At 64.5% G+C, this 13,987-nt stretch carries 11 protein-coding genes; 5 read left to right on the top strand and 6 right to left on the bottom strand.

The features are described from left to right. Positions 1 to 71: 71 nt before the first annotated feature. Positions 72 to 2,711: a TIGR02302 family protein gene (locus AC5SSZ_RS18935; RefSeq protein WP_495439407.1), complete on the top strand. Its 2,640-nt coding sequence runs from the start codon at positions 72 to 74 to the stop codon at positions 2,709 to 2,711. A 101-nt stretch (positions 2,712 to 2,812) separates the two neighbouring features. Here AC5SSZ_RS18935 and AC5SSZ_RS18930 read toward each other — a convergent pair whose 3' ends face one another. Continuing rightward, the gene (locus AC5SSZ_RS18930) at positions 2,813 to 3,748 is read right to left on the bottom strand and encodes a zinc-ribbon domain-containing protein (protein WP_495439405.1); all 936 of its coding nucleotides are present in this window, start codon (positions 3,746 to 3,748) and stop codon (positions 2,813 to 2,815) included. A 205-nt stretch (positions 3,749 to 3,953) separates the two neighbouring features. On the opposite strand from AC5SSZ_RS18930, the gene AC5SSZ_RS18925 reads away from it, so the two are divergent. From AC5SSZ_RS18925 to AC5SSZ_RS18910, 4 genes are read left to right on the top strand one after another with little or no spacing between them, the layout of a single operon-like run. Further along, the gene (locus AC5SSZ_RS18925; RefSeq protein WP_065273706.1) at positions 3,954 to 4,631 is read left to right on the top strand and encodes a cell division ATP-binding protein FtsE; all 678 of its coding nucleotides are present in this window, start codon (positions 3,954 to 3,956) and stop codon (positions 4,629 to 4,631) included. Beyond that, positions 4,628 to 5,539: a cell division protein FtsX gene (locus tag AC5SSZ_RS18920; RefSeq protein WP_274831423.1), complete on the top strand. Its 912-nt coding sequence runs from the start codon at positions 4,628 to 4,630 to the stop codon at positions 5,537 to 5,539. Before AC5SSZ_RS18925 ends, AC5SSZ_RS18920 begins: the two co-directional genes overlap by 4 nt. Beyond that, positions 5,536 to 6,285, top strand: coding sequence for a lysophospholipid acyltransferase family protein (locus tag AC5SSZ_RS18915; RefSeq protein WP_065272500.1), 750 nt, complete (start codon positions 5,536 to 5,538; stop codon positions 6,283 to 6,285). The genes AC5SSZ_RS18920 and AC5SSZ_RS18915 overlap by 4 nt, the downstream gene beginning before the upstream one ends. Continuing rightward, a complete protein-coding gene (locus tag AC5SSZ_RS18910) occupies positions 6,263 to 6,868 on the top strand; it encodes a pyridoxamine 5'-phosphate oxidase family protein (RefSeq protein ID WP_495439401.1) in 606 nt (201 codons plus the stop codon). The genes AC5SSZ_RS18915 and AC5SSZ_RS18910 overlap by 23 nt, the downstream gene beginning before the upstream one ends. 123 nt (positions 6,869 to 6,991) lie before the next feature. Here AC5SSZ_RS18910 and lpdA read toward each other — a convergent pair whose 3' ends face one another. The 5 genes from lpdA to AC5SSZ_RS18885 all read right to left on the bottom strand — a co-directional run bounded on the left by lpdA (position 6,992) and on the right by AC5SSZ_RS18885 (position 13,799). Continuing rightward, positions 6,992 to 8,386 (bottom strand): dihydrolipoyl dehydrogenase, encoded by a 1,395-nt coding sequence (lpdA, locus tag AC5SSZ_RS18905; protein WP_495439398.1) that lies wholly within the window; start codon positions 8,384 to 8,386, stop codon positions 6,992 to 6,994. A gap of 96 nt (positions 8,387 to 8,482) precedes the next feature. Further along, the gene (locus AC5SSZ_RS18900; protein ID WP_495439396.1) at positions 8,483 to 8,872 is read right to left on the bottom strand and encodes an MAPEG family protein; all 390 of its coding nucleotides are present in this window, start codon (positions 8,870 to 8,872) and stop codon (positions 8,483 to 8,485) included. A 102-nt stretch (positions 8,873 to 8,974) separates the two neighbouring features. Next, the gene (odhB, locus tag AC5SSZ_RS18895) at positions 8,975 to 10,504 is read right to left on the bottom strand and encodes a 2-oxoglutarate dehydrogenase complex dihydrolipoyllysine-residue succinyltransferase (protein ID WP_495439393.1); all 1,530 of its coding nucleotides are present in this window, start codon (positions 10,502 to 10,504) and stop codon (positions 8,975 to 8,977) included. Positions 10,505 to 10,515: 11 nt separating this feature from the next. Next, on the bottom strand, positions 10,516 to 13,467 hold the full coding sequence (locus AC5SSZ_RS18890) for a 2-oxoglutarate dehydrogenase E1 component (protein WP_065272507.1): 2,952 nt from the start codon (positions 13,465 to 13,467) through the stop codon (positions 10,516 to 10,518). 41 nt (positions 13,468 to 13,508) lie between these two features. Further along, the gene (locus AC5SSZ_RS18885; protein ID WP_495439391.1) at positions 13,509 to 13,799 is read right to left on the bottom strand and encodes a hypothetical protein; all 291 of its coding nucleotides are present in this window, start codon (positions 13,797 to 13,799) and stop codon (positions 13,509 to 13,511) included. Positions 13,800 to 13,987 lie beyond the last annotated feature (188 nt).

The raw sequence follows: 13,987 nt of genomic DNA, 5'->3' as shown, positions 1-13,987 counted from the left end.
GGCTGCGGATTTTTCGCGGTCGGGGCACCCCCGCAACCGCGCCCGCACCCGCGCAGAGAGGCATCGCCGAAATGGCCGCATCCGACGCTGCATTCCCCAAGGCTGACCCGCGTCTGAAACCGCTGCGCTGGCCCCTGCGCCTAACGCGGGCGGGCATGATCGCGGAGCAGCTGCTGCGCGCCCTTTGGCCTGCGGCATCGGTGCTGATGCTGGCGCTGGCGGCGGTGATGCTGGGGCTGCACGATGAATTACCGGTCGAACTGGTCTGGTCTGGTGCCGTGCTCAGCGCGCTAGCGCTGGGGCTGGCGCTCATCTGGGGCATCAAACGGTTTTCCTGGCCAAGCCATGCGTCGGCGCTGGCGCGGCTGGACGCAACCCTGCCGGGGCGGCCGGTCAGCGCGCTCTTGGACAGTCAGGCGATTGGCGCTTCCGACCCGGCCTCGGCGGCCCTATGGCAGGCGCATCAGCGGCGCATGGCGACAGCGGCGCGGCAGGCCCGCGCGCCCTCTCCAAATCTGAAAATCGCAGCGGCGGATCCCTTTGCCCTGCGGTATATGGCACTGCTGGCGCTGGTAGTTGCGCTGGTCTTCGGCTCGTTCTGGCGGGTCAGCAGCCTCAGTGGCATGACACCGGGCGCGGCCTCAGCGATGAACGGGCCGACCTGGGAAGGCTGGATCGCACCGCCGCGTTACACGGGCCTGCCGGTTCTTTACCTCAACGATCAGCCTGCCGGAGAGCTGACCCTGCCCGAGGGCAGCCAGATCACCCTGCGGTTCTATGGTGAGATCGGCGCATTGACGCTGGATGAGACCGTTTCCGCCCGCACTGGCGAACTGCCCCCGGCGACCGATCCGCAGCAGGAATTCGAGGTCCGTCAGGAAGGTCAGCTGGCCATCGCCGGGCAGGGCGGGCGCGATTGGCAGGTCACGGTGACGCCGGATGCACCGCCCGCAGTTGCGGTGGCGGGCGCGCCGGATCTAGGCCCCGAAGGCGCGCTGAACCTACCCTTCGCGGCGCAGGATGATTACGGCGTCGTCGGCGGAACCGTGCGGATTTCTCTGGACCTTGCGGCGCTGGACCGGCGGCACGGGCTGCAGATCGACCCGGACCCGCGCGAGGATATCGTACTGGACCTGCCGCTGCCTCTCACCGGCGGGCGCAGCGATTTTACCGAACGCCTGATCGAGGATTTCTCGCAGCATCCCTGGGCCAATTTGCCGGTCACTTATACCTTCACCGCGCAGGACGCGGCGGGGCAGAGCGGCACGGCGGCTCCATTTGGCGCGCCGCTGACAGCGCGGCGCTTTTTTGATCCGCTGGCCGCCTCGGTAGCAGAGCAGCGCCGTGATATCCTTTGGGCGCGGGCCAATGCGCCGCGGGTGGCGCAGATCCTGCGGGCGGTGTCGCATCGCCCCGATGGGGTTTTCCGCGATGCGGGCAGCTATCTGCGCCTGCGCGGCATTCTGCGGCGGCTCGAAAGCCATCTGGCGGCAGGCGCACTGACATCCCCTGCGCAGGAAGACATCGCAGCGGCGCTGTGGGATCTGGCCATCGCGCTCGAGGAAGGCGATGTGGGCGACGCGCTGGAGCGGATGAAACGCGCTCAGGAGCGGCTGAGCCAGGCCATGCGCGAAGGCGCCAGCGATCAGGAGATCGCCCGCCTGATGCAGGAGCTGCGCGAAGCAACCGATGATTACCTGCGCCAGCTGCAACGGCAGGCCGAACAGAACGGCGAGATGATGGAACCGGGTGAGATGCCCGAGAACATGATGCAGCTCAGCCAGGACGACCTGCAGGCGATGATGGACCGCATTCAGGAACTGATGGAGCAGGGTCGCATGGCCGAGGCCGAGCAGGCCTTGCGTGAATTCCAGCAGATGATGGAAAACATGCGCATGACCCGCGGCCAGCAGGGCCAGCAGGGCGGCGATCAGGGACGTCAGGCCATGGAAGGTTTGGCAGAAACCCTGCGCGAACAGCAGGGTCTTTCCGATCAGGCCTTCCGCGATTTGCAGGAACAATTCAACAGCGACGCGCAGCGCGGTCAGAGTCAGGGCAACGAGGGCCGCAACGGCGGTCAGGGCCGTGGACAGAGCCACGATGGAACCGGCGGCACTGGCGAGGGCGGCGAACAATCCGGGCAACAGCAGGGTGGCGGCGGCGATCCGGGGCAAAGCCAGCCGGGGCAGGGTGGCTCTGGTGCCGATGGCAATCCCAGCGCGGGCGATCTGGCCCAGCGTCAGCAGGCCCTGCGGAACGAGCTGGAACGTCAGCGTGACGGCCTGCCCTTTGGGGGCGAGGAAGGGCGCAATGCCCGCGATGCGCTGGATCGGGCAGGCCGCGCCATGGAGGGTGCCGAAGAGTCGTTGCGGAACGGCGATCTGGCCGAGGCCATCGACCAGCAATCCGATGCGATGGAGGCCCTGCGCGAAGGCATGCGCTCGCTTGGCGAAGCCATGGCACAGCGCCAGCAGCCGGGACAGAACCAGGGACAGCAGGGACAGGCCCAGCCCAATGGCTCGGCCGAGGGGCTGGATCCGCTGGGACGCGCCAGCGGCATGGACAATGGCGACAGAGGTGCGGTTCCGGACCGGGGTTCGGCGCATGGCCGGGCCTGGGATCTGTTGGAGGAAATCCGTCGCCGGTCGCAGGATCGCAGCCGTAGCGAGGAAGAGCGCAACTATCTGCAGCGGCTGTTCGACCGGTTCTGAAGCGGCTAGGGCTGAATTGAGACCCTATGCGTGGCATTCTTTAAGGAAATGACGGTCTCAAACGCAGTTGATCAATGCGCCTGCTGGACCAGAAGCGGTGATCAGGGCTGCGGTGTTTGCAGCGCCTTGACCTGCGCATCCAGCCACAGCCGCGCCTGATCGACCCAGGTGACATAGCTGCTGAGGTAAGGATCGGCCTGCGGTACCGCCTCGGCGATCTTGGCGGCGTTGGTGTAGATCATCATCAGGATCAGCGCGAGCAGGATGGTGAGCGCAAAACCGCGTGCAAAGCCGCTTTTGCGTGGCACTGGCGTGTCCTCGGCAGCGGCCTGAACGGCGGCGGCATCCCCGGCGCGCAGGGTCGAGTTGATCTCTTCGATATCCGGCAGCACGCCCCGGCGTTGTCCGCTGGCTTCGGCTGCCAGTTGACGCGGGTCCTGCCCCTTGATCCGGGCCATCCGGTCCTTGGCCTGACGGGCGCGCAGGGCCTGTTCGTTTTCGGGCAGATCATCCAGACCCAGATTGGGCTGGCTCTCCAGCCCCTGTGCAGGCGCAGAGGCCGCGCGGAGGGAGGCTTCGCGCTCCGCCTCTTCGCGCAGGATGTCCGATAGCGCCGGGTCCAGGCCCCGCTGCCGCCGCGCGGCGCGTTCGGCTTCGTCATCCATGTCAGGGGCGGGGGCAGGCTCTTCCGGCTCGTCCTCTTCCTCGGCTGGCAGCTCCTCGGAGGTGGTCAGATCCTCTGCCGCCTCGGGTATCTGCTCTTCTTCAACATGGGTAGCGTGTTCTGGGGAAGGTGTTTCCTCGGCTGCGGCCTCTGATGTGATGGTTTCTTCTTTGGCGACCTGTTCGGATACCTCTGGTGTGCCCTCAGGCTCTGGGGCTGCGTCCTCGGCCACAGGGGGCTCTGCGCTGGCGCCTGCAGCGGGCTGGAACCAGGTGGTGCCGCAGCTGGAGCACTGAACATCGCGTCCTTCTTCCGGGATAACGTCATCCGGCACTTCGTACTGGGCAGCGCAATTCGGACATGTCAGGCGCATTCTCGGTCTCCTTGGACCCGGAGTCTTCCGGGTGCAATTCAGCGGTATTTTCAAATGACCATAGGGAGTTCGGGGCCATCAAGGAAGGGGCAATTGCGCGGGGCGCCGCGCACGCGGGCGTGACCGGCGGCGCCCGCACGGCTGCGGGCCATTGAAACTGGCGGTGCTCTGGGGCAAAACGAGCAAGCAGCACCAGGGGGACGCCGTGATCGAGCTGGACAACGTAGGCTACAATTATGGCGGCGGAGAGCTGCTGAGCAATCTGTCGATGCAGCTGGCGCCGGGATCCTTCCATTTCCTGACTGGTCCTTCGGGCACCGGCAAGACAACCCTGCTGAAGCTTTGCTATGGAGCGCTGACCCCGACCTCGGGGCGGGTGCGCGTCTTCAACATGGATGTCAAAGGGCTGGACCGGGACCAGATGGCCTTTCTGCGCCGCAGGGTCGGCGTGGTGCATCAGGATTGCCGGTTTCTGGACCACCTGCCGGTGATCGAGAATATCGCCCTTCCGCTAACCGTCTCGGGGCGGGATCTGGGGCAGGAGCAGGCGAACCTGCGCGAATTGCTGAACTGGGTCGGGCTTGCGGAGCGCTCGGATGCGCTGCCGCCAGAGCTGTCCGGCGGCGAACGCCAGCGTGCGGCGCTGGCGCGGTCGGTGATCCTGTCGCCGGATGTGATCATCGCCGACGAGCCGACTGGGAACGTCGATTGGGAAATGTCGCAACGGCTGCTGCAATTGCTGGTCGAGCTGAACCGCATGGGCAAGACCATCCTTGTGGCAACCCATGATCTGTCGCTGATCCGGGCGGCCAAGAACCAGGTTCAGGCCCGGGTGCTGAGGATTTACGACAAACAGCTGCATCTTGCGGGAGCGGATCTATGAGCAGGGACGGCTTTGGCGGGCGCCTGCGGGCGCTGATCAGCGGCGATGCACAGGCCGACCGGGTGGTGCCCCCCAGTGGCTTCACGGCGCAGCTGACCCTGTTTGCCGCGGGCGCGATGGCGTTTCTGGCGGTCTTTGCGCTGGCGCTGTCGCTGGCCTCGGGGCGGCTGGCGGACCGTTGGGCGGATGAACTGGCCCGCGCCGCGACCCTGCGCATCAATGCTCCCGCCGAACAGCGTGCCGCCCAGACCGAGGCGGCCCTGACCATTTTGCGGCAGACGCCGGGCGTGGCCTCGGCACGCGCCTTTACCCCCGAGGAACAGGCGGCGCTGCTGGCGCCCTGGTTCGGCGCCTCGGTGCCGATTGATGCGCTACCGGTGCCGCAGCTGATCGAGGTGATCGAGGATGATCCCGGCTATGATGCCACCGGGCTGCGCCTGCGCCTGCAGGCCGAAGTGCCCGGTGCGGTGCTGGACGATCACACCCGCTGGCGGGCGCCGCTGGTGGATGCGGCGCAATCGCTGCGGCGTCTGGCGGTGGTGTCGATCCTGCTGATCGGTGGCGCCATGGGGGCGATGATCTCGCTTGCGGCCAATGCGGCGCTTGCGGCCAATGCCCAAGTGATCGAAGTGCTGCGCCTTGTCGGCGCGCAGGACAGCTATATCGCGCAGGCCTTTATCCGCCGCTTTACCCTGCGGGCCTTCAGCGGCGCGGTTGTGGGGATGGGATTTGGCATGTTGGGTGTCTGGCTGATGCCTGCCGCCTCGGACGAGGGCGGCTTTCTGACCGGGCTTGGCTTTCAGGGCTGGGGCTGGCTGCTGCCGCTGGTCATTCCGGTGCTGGGGGCGCTGGTGGCCTATGTGGCGACGACCCGCGCGGCCAACAAACGTCTGGGAGAATTGACGTGAAGGATGCAATTCAATGGCTGCGCTCGCTGCTGTTCGTGGGCCAGATCTACCTGATGATGCCGGTGATTGGCCTTGCCTTTGCGCCCTGGGCGATCTTCAGCAAGCGCGGTGCGCGCGTCTGTTGCAAGACCTATTCGCGCTGGGTGTTCTGGAGCGCCCGCTGGATGGTTGGCATCCGCTGCGAGGTGCGCGGCACCCCGCCATCGGGTGAGGCGCTGATCGCGGCCAAGCATCAATCGTTCCTTGATATCATGATGATCTTCACCGCGCTGCCAACGGCCAAGTTCATCATGAAAAAGGAAATCCTGCGCACCCCGGTGATCGGTCAATACGCCAAGCTCTTGGACTGTGTGGCGGTGGATCGGGGCAAGCGCGGCGCCGCCATCCAGAAGATGGTTGCCGATGTGCATGCCGGGCGGCAGGAGGCGGGCCAGTTGGTGATCTACTCGCAAGGCACCCGCGTGGCCCCAGGCGTGAAGGCCGAGTATAAGGTCGGCACCGGCGTGCTCTACGAACAGCTGCAGCAGACCTGCGTGCCGGTGGCCACCAACGTTGGTGTGTTATGGCCGCGCAAGGGGATCATGCGCCGCCCCGGCGTTGCAGTGGTGGAGTTCCTGGACCCCATCGAACCGGGGCTGGAGCGGCAGGAATTCATGAAGATATTGGAAGAACGGGTCGAAGAGCGATCCGATGCATTGATGCGCGAAGCGGGGTTTGAACCGGATGGATTACATCGAAACACTTGAAGATCTGGAGGCGCTTTACGGGGAACCGGGAGCGCCTTCTTTACGAAAAGTGGCACGGCGGATAACGCCGCTTTACCGCAAATGGATCATGGCCTCGCGGCTGTGCGTCCTCTCGACCGTCGGTCCCGAAGGCACCGATGCAAGCCCGCGCGGCGACGATGGCCCCTGCGTGCTGGAGCTGGACCCCGGCACCCTGGCGCTGCCTGATTGGCGCGGCAACAACCGGATCGACTCGCTTCGTAATATCGTGCGCGATCCCCGGGTATCGCTGATGTTCTTCGTGCCCGGTTCAAACAACGTGGTGCGTCTCAATGGTCAGGCACGGATCACCGCCGATGAAGCCCTGCGCGCCCGCTTTGACCGGAACGGCAAGCAGCCCGCCACGGTGCTGGTGATCGCCATCGACGAGATCTACAGCCAATGCGCCCGCGCCCTGATGCGGGCGGGAACCTGGACCGCAGGCGATCAAAGCGAAGGCCTGCCCAGCATGGGAGAGATCCTCGCCGAGCAGACGAATGGCGAGGAAGGCGGCAAACCCTATGATGATGCCTGGGGCGCACGGGCGGCTGCGACCATGTGGTGAGAGGGCAGGAGCCAGCGCGGCCTGCGTATTCTGCACCGGCCTGCTAAATGAAAACGCCCCTGCAGCATGTTGCGGGGGCGTTTGTTTTTGGTCAAAGGGCAGGCTGCCCTCATATGCCTGATGTCAGGCGTGGATCGCGCCGTCGCCGCAGGCGAGTGCGGCTTCGCGCACCGCTTCGGAGTAGGTCGGGTGCGCGTGGCAGGTCAGGGCCAGATCCTCGGCAGAGGCGCCGAATTCCATCGCAACGCAGACCTCGTGGATCAGATCACCGGCGCCGGGGCCGATGATGGCAGCGCCCAGGATGCGGTCGGTTTCCTTGTCCGCGATCAGTTTGACGAAGCCTTCGCCCTGGTGCACGGCCTTGGCGCGGCCATTGCCCATAAAGTTGAACTTGCCGACCTTCAGCTTGCGGCCTTCGGCCTTGAGCGCGTCCTCGGTGGCGCCGACGGTGGCAACCTCGGGGGTGGTGTAGACGACACCGGGGATCACGCCATAGTTCACGTGGCCATGCTTGCCCGCGATCACCTCGGCCACCGCCATGCCTTCGTCCTCGGCCTTGTGGGCCAGCATCGGGCCCTCGATTACGTCGCCGATGGCGTAGATGCCCGGCACGCTGGTGGCCCATTTCGCATCGGTCGCGATCTGGCCGCGTTCGGTCAGTTTGACCCCCAGCGCATCAAGGCCCAGCCCCTCAGCATAGGGTTTGCGGCCGGTTGCAACGAGCACCACATCGGCGTCCAGCACCTCGGCATCGCCGCCTTTTTTCAGCTGGTAAGTCACCTTGCCCTTGGTCTTGGTGGTCTCGACGCCCTGAACGGCGGCGCCCATGATGAAGTTGAGGCCCTGCTTTTCAAGGATCCGTTTGAAGGTGCGCTGCACGTCCTTGTCCATGCCGGGGCAGACCGCGTCCATGTACTCGACGACGGTCACCTCCGAGCCAAGGCGGGCATAGACCGAGCCAAGCTCCAGCCCGATGACGCCCGCACCGATGACGACCATCTTTTTCGGCACCTTGGGCAACTCCAGCGCGCCGGTGCTGTCCACCACGATGCCCTTGTCGTTGTCGACCTCGACGCCGGGGAGGGAGGAGGGAACCGAGCCGGAGGCGATCACGATGTTCTTGGCCTCGTGCACGTCGTCGCCGACCTTGACCTGACCAGCAGCGGGGATCGAGGCCCAGCCTTTCAGCCAGTCGATCTTGTTCTTCTTCATCAGGAATTCGACACCGCCGGTGTTCTGGCCGATGACATCGTCCTTGTAGGCCTTCATCTGGTTCCAGTCGACGGACGGCGATTTGCCCTTGAGACCCATCTTGGCAAAGTTGTGCTCTGCCTCGTGCAGGGAGTGGGTCGCGTGCAGCAGCGCCTTGGACGGGATACAGCCCACGTTGAGGCAGGTGCCGCCAAGGGTTTCACGCCCTTCGACGATAGCGGTCTTCAGACCCAGCTGGGCGCAGCGGATGGCGCTGACATAGCCGCCGGGGCCGGCGCCGATGATGATCACGTCATAGGAAGCCATGGGAGGTCCTTTCGTTGGAACTAAGGAGAGGGCAGGGGCAATGGTCACGCATCGCCAGCGGCCCGTATTCGGGAATATGAGGAGGAGCGCCGCGCATCAGATCAGCGCCGCGATCAGCATGAGGGTGGTGGCCAGGAAGCCGACCGACCAGACGACCGACCGCCAGGGCGTGAGGCCGAATGCATAGGCGGGCACGTACAGAACCCGGCTCAGCACATAGACCCAGCCGCAGGCGGCGGTGAAGGGGGTGGACTGGCCGCCAAGGGTCACCACCACACATGCGATGGTGAAGAGGATCAGCCCTTCGAAGTGATTGTTCAGCGCCCGTTGCAGGCGGCCTGCCGTGCCGGTCAGTTGCACCGGCGTGTCACGCGGCCCCATTGCTACCTTGGGGCCGACCTGCCGGTTGGCGGTGATGGAATAGGCGAAGAATTGCAGAACCTGCAGCAGGGCGGCAAGTGTGAGGGCGGTGAGTTCAGCGGTCATTCCTAGCCTCTTCGTTTGCCCGGCAGTGCCGGGCAGCGCCCGACCCTCCCCACGGGAGGGCGCTTTCGCACCCACCCAGGGTCGGGCGCTGCCCTATGTTCTTTACAGATCCATCAGCAGGCGGCGGGGATCTTCCAGGGCTTCCTTGACGCGCACCAGGAAGGTCACGGCGCCTTTGCCGTCGACGATGCGGTGGTCATAGCTGAGCGCCAGATACATCATCGGGCGGATCACCACCTCACCATTGATGGCCATCGGGCGGTCCTGGATCTTGTGCATACCCAAAATACCCGATTGCGGCGGGTTCAGGATCGGCGAGGACATCAAGGAGCCATAGACACCACCGTTGGACAGGGTGAAGGTGCCGCCCTGCATCTCAGCCATCGACAGCTTGCCGTCACGGGCGCGCTTGCCCTTCTCGGCGATTGCCTTTTCGATCTCGGCAAAGGACATGCTGTCCGCATCGCGAATGACCGGAACCACGAGGCCGGTGGGGGTGCCGGCAGCAACGCCCATATGCACGAAGTTCTTGTAGACGATGTCGGTGCCGTCGATTTCGGCGTTGACCTCGGGAACTTCTTTCAGCGCGTGGCAGCAGGCTTTGGTGAAGAAGGACATGAAGCCGAGACGCACGCCGTGCTTCTTCTCGAACTGGTCCTTGTACTGATTGCGCAGGGCCATCACCTCGGTCATGTCCACCTCATTATAGGTGGTCAGCATGGCGGCGGTGTTCTGGCTGTCCTTCAGACGCTTGGCGATGGTCTGGCGCAGGCGGGTCATCTTCACCCGCTCTTCGCGTGCAGCATCATCGGCAGCAACCGGTGCGCGCGGTGCGGCCGGGGCAGCAGCAGGCGCGGGGGCAGAGGCTGCGGCGGCCACGGCGCGGGCAACGTCATCCTTCATGATGCGGCCATCGCGGCCGGTGCCTTCGACATTGGCAGCGGAGATCCCGGCTTCGGCCATGGCCTTTTCCGCCGAGGGCGCATTGGCGACGTCCTTGGCCGCGGCGGCAGGTGCCGCAGCTGCAGCGGGCGCAGCAGCCGGGGCCGCCGCCACCGCAGCACCGGAGCCCGAGATCACGCCGAGTTTCGCCGAGGCATCCACGGTGGTGCCTTCGGGCGCGGTGATTTCGGCCAGAACGCCAGCGGCGGGCGCGGGCACTTCGACAGAGACCTTGTCAGTTTCCAGCTCGCAGAGCATTTCATCCTGCGCGACAGTGTCGCCGACCTTCTTGAACCAGGTGGAGACGGTCGCCTCGGTCACGGATTCGCCAAGGGTCGGCACCATCACGTCGGTGGAGGCACCGCCGGCCGCGGCGGTGTCATCCCCGCCTGCGGGGGCCGCTTCGGCCTGCGCAGCAGCCTTGGGCTGGGGTGTTTCGGAGCCTGCGCTGCCTGCTTCGGAGATATTCGCCAGCAGCGCATCAACGCCCACTGTGTCGCCTTCGGCGGCAACGATCTCGGCTAGCACCCCAGCGGCGGGGGCGGGCACTTCGACGGTGACCTTGTCGGTCTCCAGCTCGCAGAGCATTTCATCGGCAGCAACCGCATCACCGGGTTTCTTGAACCAGGTGGCCACGGTTGCCTCGGTCACGGATTCACCCAGGGTGGGTACGCGCACTTCGGTGGTCATATCTCTTTTCCTCAGATGCTCAGCGCTTCATTCACAAGCGCGGCTTGTTGGGCTTTGTGTTGGCTGGCCAGGCCCGTCGCGGGCGAAGCCGATGTGGCGCGGCCGACGTATTGGGGCCGGGTGTGCTTGGAGCCGATGCGGGTCAGCACCCATTCGATGTTGGGCTCGATAAAGGTCCAGGCGCCCTGGTTCTTGGGCTCTTCCTGGCACCAGACCACTTCGGCATCCTTGAACCGCTCCAGCTCCTTCACCAAGCTGATCGCCGGGAAGGGGTAATACTGTTCGATCCGCATCAGGTAGATGTCGTCGATGCCACGGGCGTCGCGCTCCTCCAAGAGGTCGTAGTAGACCTTGCCCGAGCACAGCACGACGCGCTTGATCTTGTCGTCGGCAGCCAGTTTGGTTTCCGAATTGCCGTGCTGGGCGTCATCCCACAGCACCCGGTGGAAGCTGGAACCGGTGGTGAATTCCTCGGTCTTGCTGACCGCCAGCTTGTGACGCAGCAGCGACTTCGGTGTCATCAGCACCAGCGGCTTGCGGAAGGTGCGGTGCAGCTGACGGCGCAGGATGTGGAAGTAGTTCGCCGGTGTGGTGCAGTTGGCGACGATCCAGTTGTCCTGTCCGCACATCTGCAGGAAGCGTTCCAGACGCGCCGAGGAGTGCTCGGGGCCCTGACCTTCGAAACCATGCGGCAGAAGGCAGACAAGGCCGGACATCCGCAGCCATTTGCTTTCACCGGAGGAGATGAACTGGTCGAACATGATCTGGGCGCCGTTGGCGAAATCGCCGAACTGGGCTTCCCACAGGGTCAGCGCGTTGGGCTCGGCCAGAGAGTAGCCGTATTCAAAGCCCAGAACCGCGTATTCCGACAGGGCGGAATCGATCACCTCGTATTGCGACTGGCCCGCCCGGATGTTGTTGACCGGGTAGTAGCGTTCTTCGGTGTCCTGATTCACGATGCCGGAATGGCGCTGCGAGAAGGTGCCGCGGGTGGAGTCCTGCCCGGCCAGACGTACCGGGTAGCCTTCGGTCAGGAGCGAGCCAAAGGCCAGTGCCTCGCCGGTGGCCCAGTCGATGCCAGCACCGTTTTCGAACATCTTGGCGCGTGCATCGAGGAAGCGACCGATGGTCTTGTGCACCGGGAAACCGTCGGGCAGGCGGGTCAGAGCACCGGCAACCTCGTTGAAGGTCTCTTCGCTGATCGAGGTCTGACCGCGCTGATAGTCGTCCTTCTGCTTGTCCAGATGCGACCAGCGGCCATCCAGCCAGTCGGCCTTGTTGGGCTTGAAGTCCTTACCGGCTTCGAATTCCTCGTTCAGCTTGGCCTGGAAGGCGGCCTTCATGTCCTCGATTTCGCCCTCGGGGATCAGACCGTCCTTGACCAGACGCTCGGTATAGAGGCTGAGCGTGGTCTTATGGCTCTTGATGTTCTTGTACATCAACGGGTTGGTGAACATGGGCTCGTCGCCCTCGTTGTGACCGAACCGGCGGTAGCAGAACATGTCGATGACCACGTCTTTGCCGAACTTCTGACGGAACTCGGTCGCGACCTTGGCGGCGTGCACCACGGCTTCGGGATCGTCGCCGTTGACATGGAAGATCGGCGCCTCGACCACCAACGCGTTGTCGGTGGGGTAGGGCGAGGAGCGCGAGAAATGCGGCGCGGTGGTGAAGCCGATCTGGTTGTTCACCACGATGTGGATGGTGCCGCCGGTCTTGTGACCGCGCAGGCCCGACAGGGCGAAACATTCCGCCACAACGCCTTGACCGGCAAAGGCCGCATCGCCGTGCAGCAGGATCGGCAGAACCTTGGTGCGGGTGGCGTCACTCTTCTGGTCCTGCTTGGCGCGGACCTTGCCCAGAACCACCGGGTTCACCGCCTCAAGGTGCGAGGGGTTGGCGGTCAGGGACAGGTGAACGGTGTTGTTGTCGAACTCGCGGTCCGAGGAGGCGCCGAGGTGATATTTCACGTCGCCCGAGCCATCCACGTCTTCGGGCTTGAAGCTGCCGCCCTGGAATTCGTTGAAGATGGCGCGATAGGGCTTCTGCATCACGTTGGCCAGAACCGACAGGCGGCCACGGTGCGGCATGCCGATGACGATTTCCTCGATGCCGAGGTTGCCGCCACGCTTGATGATCTGCTCCATCGCCGGGATCAGGCTTTCGCCGCCATCTAGGCCAAAGCGCTTGGTGCCCATGTATTTGACGTGCAGGAACTTTTCAAAGCCCTCTGCCTCGACCATCTTGTTGAGGATCGCCTTGCGGCCCTCGCGGGTGAACTGGATTTCCTTGCCGAAGCCCTCGATCCGCTCTTTCAGCCAGGAGGACTGCTCGGGATCGGAGATATGCATGTATTGCAGCGCAAAGGTGCCGCAATAGGTGCGCTTCACGATGTCGATGATCTGCCGCATCGAGGCGACCTGAAGCCCCAGCACGTTGTCGATGAAGATCGGCCGGTCCATGTCCGCATCGGTGAAGCCGTAGGTCTTGGGGTCCAGCTCCGGGTGCGGGGTCTGGCCGCGCATGCCCAGCGGGTCCAGATCGGCGGCCAGATGGCCCCGGATCCGGTAGGCGCGGATCAGCATCAGGGCGCGGATCGAATCCAGCACCGCGCGTTGGATCTGTTCGTCAGAGACCTCAACCCCGGCCTTTGCGGCCTTTTCCGCGATCTTCTTGCCTGCGGCCTTGGCCTCCACCGGAGCGGGCCATTCGCCGGTCAGCGCACCGGTCAGATCGTCATTGGGCGCGGGTGGCCAGTCGCTGCGGGCCCAGGACGGGCCTGCGGCCTCGGCTTTCACGTCAAGCTCGGCATCGCCCATCTGGCGGAAGAACTCGGCCCAGGCGGCATCTACCGCACTCGGGTCATTGGCATACTGGGCATAAAGCTGCTCCAGATATTCCGCATTGTGTCCTTGCATGAACGAGGACGCATGGAAAATGTCATTTGGGCTTTGGTCGGTCATCTATAACTCCCGAAGAGTCGGTATGCGGTTGTGGGGTCAGATCAGGGTTCGCACTGGAACGTGACTTGTTCCTTGGTCGGGTCAAGCGCCGGTTCCGGGCCGGAGGTAATTGTTATGGAACTGGCGCCTTTGCAGATTTCGTTTGCGAGGCGGGCTTTGATGTCCTCGATGGGGGTGCCGGGTTCGAAATTCAGAACACCCTGCATCGGGGCGGTGATGGCCGCAGCGGAGGTTGCGGTCAGCACGGAAAGACACAGCGCGCCTGCAGTGGTGTGCAGCCGCGTGCGGAATGAGGGCGCAGGGAAGACATCATCTGGGTTGTGTTCAGTCATTTGGGCGCCTCTTGCAGGGTGGAACCGTGTGCGACTTGGCCTGTGGTCATTCGGAGCAGACTGGCCGACCCGGGTTTCCGAAAGGTGAAGCCGCAACGGGACGCTGCTGCAAAAGACGCCGGGATGGCCTCTTCAGCAACAGGGTCCGGGTGAAGGTGATTTGTCAAAACTGAAGACACCGCCCGGCG

Source organism: Phaeobacter sp. CC-HEC084 (assembly GCF_059429255.1).
This window is presented reverse-complemented; position numbering and strand designations above follow the sequence as displayed.